Below are 692 nucleotides of genomic sequence, written 5' to 3' on the forward strand. Positions count from 1 at the left end.
GCCGACAGACTGATCAGCCTATTGCCGGAAAGCTGGCAGCCCCAGCATTTCTGGGGGTTCAACATTCCCGGCTTGGGCATCGTCGCCGCCACAGTCGTCTTGTTCGTTACCGGCGTATTCGCCGCCAACGTATTGGGCAGGCGGATTCTCGGCGCATGGGACAGCCTTTTAGGACGCATTCCCGTCGTCAAATCCATCTACTCCAGCGTTAAAAAAGTTTCCGAATCCCTGCTCTCCGACAGCAGCCGCTCGTTCAAAACCCCCGTACTGGTTCCCTTTCCACAACCGGGCATTTGGACGATAGCCTTTGTTTCCGGCCATATTCCCGCCAAACTCAAAGGCAGCCTGCCGCAAGATGACGACTATATTTCTGTTTACGTCCCAACCACACCCAACCCGACCGGCGGCTATTACATCATGGTTAAAAAAAACGACGTTCGCGAGCTGGACATGAGCGTGGATCAGGCATTGAAATATGTAATTTCACTGGGCATGGTCATGCCGGACGACTTACCGGTTAAAGCCCTATCTGCCCAAAAACCGTCAGAAGACGGTGATACCGAACATAACAATTAAGGTCTTCTTTTTTTTCAGACGGCCTTTCCTTCTTTTTTAAATTGAACAATATAAAAAGGTGATTTTATGCGTACCAACTATTGCGGCCTTATCAGCGAGCAATACTTAGACCAAAC

At 50.1% G+C, this 692-nt stretch carries 1 protein-coding gene; it reads left to right on the forward strand.

Going from position 1 to position 692, the window contains the following annotated elements:
• Positions 1-576: DUF502 domain-containing protein (locus tag ACTHUM_RS16810; RefSeq protein WP_440403528.1), on the forward strand; the 576-nt coding region annotated here is incomplete at its 5' end.
• Positions 577-692: the final 116 nt, after the last annotated feature.

This window comes from Neisseria sp. P0021.S006, from assembly GCF_051956895.1.